Here is a 7,389-nt window from a genome sequence, read left to right as displayed (position 1 = left end):
GGTGTCCGGGGCCAGGCGCGGAGCCCGGCGGTGCAGCAGGGCGAACGCGGGCGCGCCCGGGGCGGTCAGGCGGGCGAGCAAGGCAGCGGGGCTGGGGCTGGTCGTGGTCACGGTGCGACTTCTTTCCGGGAGGACGACGGCATCGTGGACGGGTTCCGCAAGGGGCGTCAGCTCCGGAGCCCCGGCCGGTGTACCTCAGGCCGGTATGCGCCGGGCCGGTGTACGTCAGGCCGGGGACTCCGGAGCTGATGAGCGCCGGCATCGGCCCGGATCGGCTGATGCCGGGGGCCTTGCCGGGCTGCGGACTCGCTGTCAGGTGCCCGCCGGCGTGATCGACTGCGCGTGGTGGAAGATGTTCTGCGGGTCCCAACGCGCCTTGAGCTGCTGGAGCTTGGGGTAGTTCCCCTTGTAGTACAGGGTCTGCCACGGCACGCCGGACGTGTTCCAGGCCGGGTCCGCGAGGTCGACGTCCGCGTAATTGACGTACGCGCCGTCGGTCAGGTCACCGGGGACCGGGACGCCGCCGGTGGAGGCGTAGACATCCCGGTAGAGCTCCCTGATCCACTGGGTGTGGACCGGGTCCTGGGCCGGGTCGGCCCACAGGGTCACGTACATCAGGATCAGCGCGGAGTCCCGGTGCGGAAGCGCGGTCGCGTCGGGCGCGACGGCGTTGACCTGGGCGCCGTAGGAGGCGATCAGGATTCCGGCGCCGGGGTTGAAGTAGTCGGTCCGGGTCAGGTGGTGGTAGATCGCCGCAGCCTGCTCGTCGGTGAAGGTCTGCCGGTGGTAGCCGGACTTGCCCTTGATCCGCCAGGTGGTGGCACCGTCGGCGAAGCCCCGCCAGCGCGTACCGAGCAGCCAGGGCAGCCGACGCCGGTCGGAGGTCTGGTAGGTGGCGCCCACCCCGTCGTTGACTGCGGCGAGGAAGCTGTCCAGCAGCCCCTCCGGGTCGGCCGCCTCGGCCGAGAGCTGCACGCTGAGGTGCACGTTGCCGCCCGATATGTGGAACGGGCTGAGGTGGGCGTAGAGGTGCTTGTTCGGGGAGTCGGGTGCGTTGTTGGCGGTGAACCAGGCACTGTAGTTCTTGAGCAGCCTGGTGAACGCCGTCTGGTTCAGGTCGCTCCACGCCCAGTTGACGGTGCAGACCAGCAGCTCCTTCGGCGGCGTGGGCAGCAGCGCCGTCGGGTCGGTGCCGGTGGCACCGGGAGTGCGGAACCAGTACTTGGTGACCAGTCCGAAGTTGCCGCCGCCACCGCCGGTGTGCGCCCACCAGAGGTCGCGGTTCGGGTCCGAGGGCTCGCGGGTGGCCACCACCTTCCGGGCCACGCCGAGCGCGTTCACCACCACCACCTCGATGGCGTAGAGGTGATCCACGGTGAGGCCGAAGAGCCGGTTGAGCGGACCGTAGCCGCCACCCTGGATGTGGCCGCCGACGCCGACCGTGGGGCAGGACCCGCCGGGGATGGTGACGCCCCAGCCCTTGAAGAGCCGCTCGTACACCTCGCCGAGGAGCGCCCCCGCCTCGACCGCGAAGGCCCGGCGGGACGCGTCGTAGCCGACGGACTTCAGCCCGGACAGGTCGATGAGCGTCTTGACCTCCGGATTGCCGACGAAGTCCTCGAAGCAGTGCCCGCCGCCCCGGACGGCTATCCGCTCGCCGGCCAGCACTGCCGCCTGCACCGCTTGCAGCGCCTCGTCGGACGTCCCGACCAGGCGGATCCGGTCAGGGCTGGCAACGATCCGCTGGTTGGCGCCGCGAGCCAGGTCCCCGTACTGCTCGTCGCCGGGCAGGAAGGTGAGCGGGCCGAGCGCGGCACTCGTGGTGGCGCCGGTCGCGTCGACCGTCGCCGGATCCGCGGCGGACGCGAGGCCGGGTACCGTGGCTGCCGCCGCGGTGATTCCGCCGATCACTGCGCTTCTGCGCAGGAAGGTACGGCGTGTACTGCTGGACATTTTCTGATCCCCCGTCATTTGTGTTGCGGGTAAAGGAAATTGATCGGCATCGTCAGACTGCGCAGGCTCCGTCGGCGCAGGCCCCACCCTGGCTGCTCCGCGCCGACTGCTCCGACTCGGCGGCGGCCGCCTCCAGCGCCCGCAGGAAGGCCGACGCGTCCTGCGCGCCCTGCAGCCGCCACTTCCCGTCGATGACGAAGGTCGGGACGGTGGTCACCCCGTCCGTCCGGGCGGCCCGGATCTCCGCGCGGACCTCGGCCGTTCCCTGGTCCGAGGCGAGGAAGGCGAGCACCTGGTCCCGGTCCAGGCCCGCCACGGCCGCCCGGTCGGCCAGCAGCTCCCGGTCGGCCACGTTGCCGCCCTCGGTGAAGTAGGCGGCGAAGACGAGTTCCTCGAGCTCCTGGTGCACGGCAGGGCCGTACTCCCGCAGGGCGAACCACAACAGCCGGTGGCCGTCGAGGGTGTTGACCGCGTAGCCGATGTCGTTGTGGAAGTCGATGCCCAGCCGCTTGCCGACCTCGGTGACCTGGTCGCTCATCGCCTGGGCCTGGTCGCCGTACTTCCCGGCGATCCAGGTGAGCAGGGGCACCGGCAGCTCGGGCAGCTCGCCGTCGATCTGGTAAGCGCGCGGGACGACCTCGACCTGCGGCCCGTGGAACGCGGCGAGGGCCCGCTGGAAGTTCCGCTTCCCCACGTAGCACCACGGGCAGGAGATGTCGGAGTAGATCTCGACCTTCATGTTCACCTTCCTGGATTTCGACTGGTTTGCGGCTGGATTTCGAATGTTCCGGTGGCGGGTCACCCGTCCGGTCACCCGGACCGTCTGATCCGCTGGACGCTGTAGGACGGACGGGAGTTGACGGTGGCCGGGTCGAACGCGCCGACCTGCGCGTACCGTTCGGAGATCGCCCGGAGCTCGGCCTCGGGAATGACCTCGTGGATGTCGTCGAAGCCTTCCGGAGCTCGCTCGTGAGCCAGGCCGATCACGATCTCCGGGCCCATCTGCCGGTTGCTGGACTGCAGTTGGGTCATGGCCGGGCGCCGCTCCTGCTCGTACGCGGCGAGCGCCTCGTCCACGTCACCGCGCACCGCGAGGTGGTGGGCGAGCACCCGGCCGTCGACGATCGACTGGGTGGCGCCGTTGGAGCCCACCGGATACATGGCGTGCGCCGCGTCGCCGAGCAGGGTCACCCGCCCGAACGTCCAGCGGGGCAGCGGGTCCCGGTCGACCATCGGGTACTCGTACGCCTCGGCGGCGGTGCTGAGCAGGCCGGGGACGTCCAGCCAGTCGAACTTCCAGTCCGCGAAGTACCGGAGGAACTTGTCCGGATGCACCGGCCGGTTCCAGTCGGCGCGGTACTCCGGCTCCGTGCTGTCCGCCCGCCGGGCGGTGGCCCAGTTCATCAGCACCTGGTCGGTGGGAGCGGCTCCCGTGGACATCGGATAGAGGACCAGCTTCTGCTGGTCGTCACCGGCGATCACCATGGTCGAGCCGTTCAGATACGGCTCGCTCCAGGTGGTGCCGCGCCAGACGATCAGCCCGTTCCACGGCGGCGGCCCCTCGTCCGGGTAGAGCACGCCCCGGACGGCGGAGTGGATTCCGTCGGCACCGACCAGCAGGTCGGCCACGGTCTGCGTCGGCCGGCCGGCCGCGTCGTTCAGGAGCACCTCGACCCGGCCGTCGGACAGCTCGGTGACATCGACGACCCGGGCATCCGTGACGATGGCCCCGGCGCCGAGACGGTCGCGTACGGCCTCGGCGAGCACGCTCTGCAGGCGGCCTCGGTGGATCGACAACTGCGGCCAGCGGTAGCCGGCCGCGAGGCCGCGAGGCTCGTTCCAGATCACCGACCCGTGACGATTGCGGAAGGACAGCTCCCCGGTCAGCACCGCGACCGCTGCCAGCTCCTCGTACAGCCCGAGCTCCGCCAGCTCCCGGACGGCGTTGGGGAGGATGTTGAGGCCCACCCCGAGCGGGCGCAGCTCCCTGGCCGCCTCGACGATCCGGACGTCCTCGAAGCCGGCGGCGTGCAGGCTGAGCGCGGCGGTGAGGCCGCCGATCCCGGCGCCGGCGATCAGGATGCTCATCGCGCCACCTCCGAGGCCCGGTTGCGCTGCTTCGGAAGCAGGCCGACCGCACTGGTGGGCGTGCCGTGGTCCGGGGTGGCCGGTGCGGCCGGGGTGCGCGGCCTGCTGAGGACGAGGTTCTCCCTGGTGAGGTCGAGGATCTCGCGGAGCAGATCGACACTGGCGCCGCCGCTGCCCACCGGATACAGCCGGAGGTCCGCCTCGTACGCCTTGCGGGCGATGCCGAGGTGCCGGCCACGGAAGACCACCACCACCCGCAGCGCCCGGGCCAGCGCCTCCGCGCCGGCCCGCAGTGCCGTGGGCAGCTCCGCCGGGCCGTCCTGATACCTGCCCAGGGCGGTGACCAGCCGGGTCACCACGGAGGGAGCGGTCAGCCACCGGCTGTAGAGCTCACGCCAGCGGGGCAGGCTGTAGGGGATCGAGTCGGCCAGGAAGGCCGCGTACTCGGGTGCGCTGCGGTCGGAGGCCCAGAGCGCCAGGTCGATCAGCCACAGCGGCGCCTGCGCCGCTGCCGGGCCCAGGAACGCGGTGCCGTCGACGGTCACGTCCTCGAAGTACGGCCGGAGCGTACGGGCGAAGAAGACCGGGGAGACCTTGCCGACCACCAGGTCGATGCAGTCGACCATGGCGCCCAGGTGCTCGGCGAGCTCGTCCACCAGCAGGGCGAACCCCGGGTCCTCGATCTCCGTCCCGGACAGCCGGTCGCAGAGTTCGAGGCCGTCCCTCAGCTTGGGGAAGACCATCCGCACGGACTCCTGGAGGTGGCCCTCCTGGGGGTCACCGGTGTACATGCGCTGCCGCTCGCCCGGCGGGTTCCAGGTGGTGTAGTGGTGGACGGTGTCCCGGGGGACCATTCCGGTGCGCGCACCCAGAGCGAGCAGGACGGGCGCGACCTCGGGCACCGCCTCGACGGGCTCCACCCCATGGCGCTTGAGCGACCCCAGGAAGAGGCCGAGATCTCGCATCGCCGCGAGGGACTCCTGGACCGAATAACCTGCGACCTCCTCGAGTGCGGGATTGATCCGACGCAACGCCACGGCGAGGCCGTGGACGTCCTCCTGACTGTTCATCTCCCGCGCGGCGCGGCAGAGTGCGTCCGCGTGCAACGGGTCGAGGTTCCTGGCTGCTTCGATGTAGCGGGAGTTGGCGAGGTCGACGTGACTGACCGAGGGCATGGCGTTCTCCTGATGGGCTTCCTGGCGCGCGTGAGGAGCGAGTCCTCGGAACTGCGCACCGGTGCCCGGGATCCGGGATGTGAACGTTCGGGATCAGCCGGCCCGCGACGGGGCGGCCGGAGTGAGGGCGGCCTGAGTCAGGCCGTGACCCTGGGGATGATCAGACGCTGCCCGGACAGGACCGGGCCGCCGGTCCTGCGGTCAGCCAGAAACTGCCCGGCTGCCACGGGGACAGCGGCACCGGGACATACCGTCCCGTCGGCTCGCAGAGCTGCGTCCACGAGACTCCCGCAGGGAGGCCGTCCGGGGTGACGGAGTGCAGCAGCCCGGCCCAGGCCGACGGCCGCACGGACAGCACGGGGGCGACCAGATGCCGCTCCCCGGCCGGGATGTCATGGGCGACAGCCACCTTGGCGTCGTCCGCCCGCCCGGACAGGTAGTCCTGAAGGGAGCGGGCCAGGGCGTCGTGCGACTCCCCCATCACGGCCAGCCGGCTCCCGTGGTGCGTACGGCGGGCTGCGGCGCTGTGGCAGATGTCGGGCAGCTCGAAGGCCCGGCCGGCGCCGTGCGGCGCCAGGTAGGCCTGGTAGGCGACGGCCAACTCGTCGAGCCCCTGCGGGCTGCGGGCCGTGAAGGTGAGCAGCTGCGGCCGGCCGGGCCCGGCCGGGGGCCGGTACGCGATCGGGTCCGGGTCCGACTGCCTGAGTACGAGATGCACGTTGGCGCCGGAGATGCTCTGCCCGTTCACCCCGGCGACGGTCGGCCGGCCGCGCTCGGGCAGCGGTTGCAACCTGACCGGTACCACCAGTGGCAGGCCGTTCCAGTCGACCCGGGTACTCGGCCTGCGGTGGTGCAGGCTCGGCGGCACCTGGCTGTGTTCCAGGCAGAGCACGGTCTTGATCAGACCGGCGATTCCGGCGGCGGCCTCGGTGTGACCGATGTTGGTCTTCACCGAGCCGACCAGGCACGGGCGACCGCTCGGCCGGCCCTCGCTCAGCACCTCGCCGAGGGCTGCCAGTTCCACCGCGTCGATGCCGGTGCCGGTGCCGTGTGCCTCGACGTAGTCGACTTCTCCGGGCAGCACGCCGGCGGACTCGTAGGCCCAACGCATCGCCGTCCGCTGCCCGGTGACCGAAGGAGCGGTGAGGCCGGGCTTGGACCGTCCGTCGTTGCCGACCGCACTGCCGAGCAGCACCGCACGGATCCGGTCCCCGTCCGCGAGCGCACGGTCGAGCAGCTTGAGGACCACGACGCCGGCACCCTCCGACCGGACGAAGCCGTCCGCGTCCTCGTCACCGAACTTGCAGCGGCCGTCCGGGGCGAGCACCCCGGCCCGGGAGAGCATCAGTTCCTGGTGCGGGCCGAGGATCAGATTGACCCCTCCGGCCAGCGCCAGCGCCGACTCCCCGCCACGCAGGCTCTGGCAGGCGAGATGGACGGCGACCAGGGACGAGGCCTGTGCGGTGTCGACGGTGACGCTCGGCCCACGCAGGTCGAACGCGTACGAGAGCCGGCCGGAGGCGAGCGAACGCTGGTGGCTTCCGGTGAACGCGTCGAGGTCCAGTGTGTCGGTGCCCTGGCGGAGTTGGGCCTCCCAGTAGTCGGCGTGCATCTGACCGACGAAGACCGCCGTCCGGCTGCCGGCGAGTCCCTCCAGCGGCTGCCCGGCGTCCTCCAGGGCCTCCCACGCGGTCATCAGGAGGATCCGCTGCTGCGGGTCGATCCGGGCCGCCTCGTCGGGCCCGATCTCGAAGAAGTCGGCGTCGAACTCGTCGACCCGGTCGAGGAAGCCGCCCCGGTCGCGCGCGGCCGTCCCCCGGCCGTCCGCGTCCGAGTCGTTGAGGGTGTCGGTGGAGAACCGTTCCTTTCGCTGTTCACCGAGCGCATCGACCCCGTCGCGGAGCAACTCCCAGAGCTGCTCCGGGCCACGCGCCCCCGGAAACGCACATCCCATCCCGATCACGGCGACCGGCTGCTGCCGGCCGACCGCGTGTGCAGTCGAGACCATTCCTCTCTCTTCCCCCGTTGGTACTGCCTTACAGTCACCGCATCCCGCATCCCGCAGGCGTCACACCGCTGGTGTCGTGCGTCCCGGCCCCCATGCCGAGCTGCACCCTGGCGCCACCCCCACGGCGACGTACGGGAGATGTGCACGGTGGACGCCGCACATCTC

The 7,389-nt window shown here is 71.3% G+C and carries 5 protein-coding genes; all 5 read right to left on the bottom strand.

The genetic code is table 11. The annotated features are described in order from the left end of the window. Positions 1–312: 312 nt before the first annotated feature. The 5 genes from P3T29_RS25005 to P3T29_RS24985 all read right to left on the bottom strand — a co-directional run bounded on the left by P3T29_RS25005 (position 313) and on the right by P3T29_RS24985 (position 7,224). Positions 313–1,953 carry a BBE domain-containing protein gene (locus P3T29_RS25005; RefSeq protein WP_280718865.1) on the bottom strand — a complete coding sequence of 547 codons (1,641 nt, stop codon included), beginning with the start codon at positions 1,951–1,953 and terminating at the stop codon, positions 313–315. A 52-nt stretch (positions 1,954–2,005) separates the two neighbouring features. Then, positions 2,006–2,692 (bottom strand): DsbA family oxidoreductase, encoded by a 687-nt coding sequence (locus P3T29_RS25000; protein WP_280718864.1) that lies wholly within the window; start codon positions 2,690–2,692, stop codon positions 2,006–2,008. Between the two features lie 71 nt (positions 2,693–2,763). Further along, entirely contained in the window at positions 2,764–4,041 is a 1,278-nt protein-coding gene (locus P3T29_RS24995) for a flavin-dependent oxidoreductase (protein WP_280718863.1), read from the bottom strand. After that, positions 4,038–5,216, bottom strand: a complete 1,179-nt coding sequence (locus tag P3T29_RS24990; RefSeq protein WP_280718862.1) for a monodechloroaminopyrrolnitrin synthase PrnB family protein — start codon at positions 5,214–5,216, stop codon at positions 4,038–4,040. The genes P3T29_RS24995 and P3T29_RS24990 overlap by 4 nt, the downstream gene beginning before the upstream one ends. A 160-nt stretch (positions 5,217–5,376) precedes the next feature. Beyond that, positions 5,377–7,224, bottom strand: a complete 1,848-nt coding sequence (locus P3T29_RS24985; protein ID WP_280718861.1) for a polyketide synthase — start codon at positions 7,222–7,224, stop codon at positions 5,377–5,379. Positions 7,225–7,389 lie beyond the last annotated feature (165 nt).

This window comes from Kitasatospora sp. MAP5-34, from assembly GCF_029894335.1.
Lineage (GTDB): Bacteria > Actinomycetota > Actinomycetes > Streptomycetales > Streptomycetaceae > Kitasatospora.
This window is presented reverse-complemented; position numbering and strand designations above follow the sequence as displayed.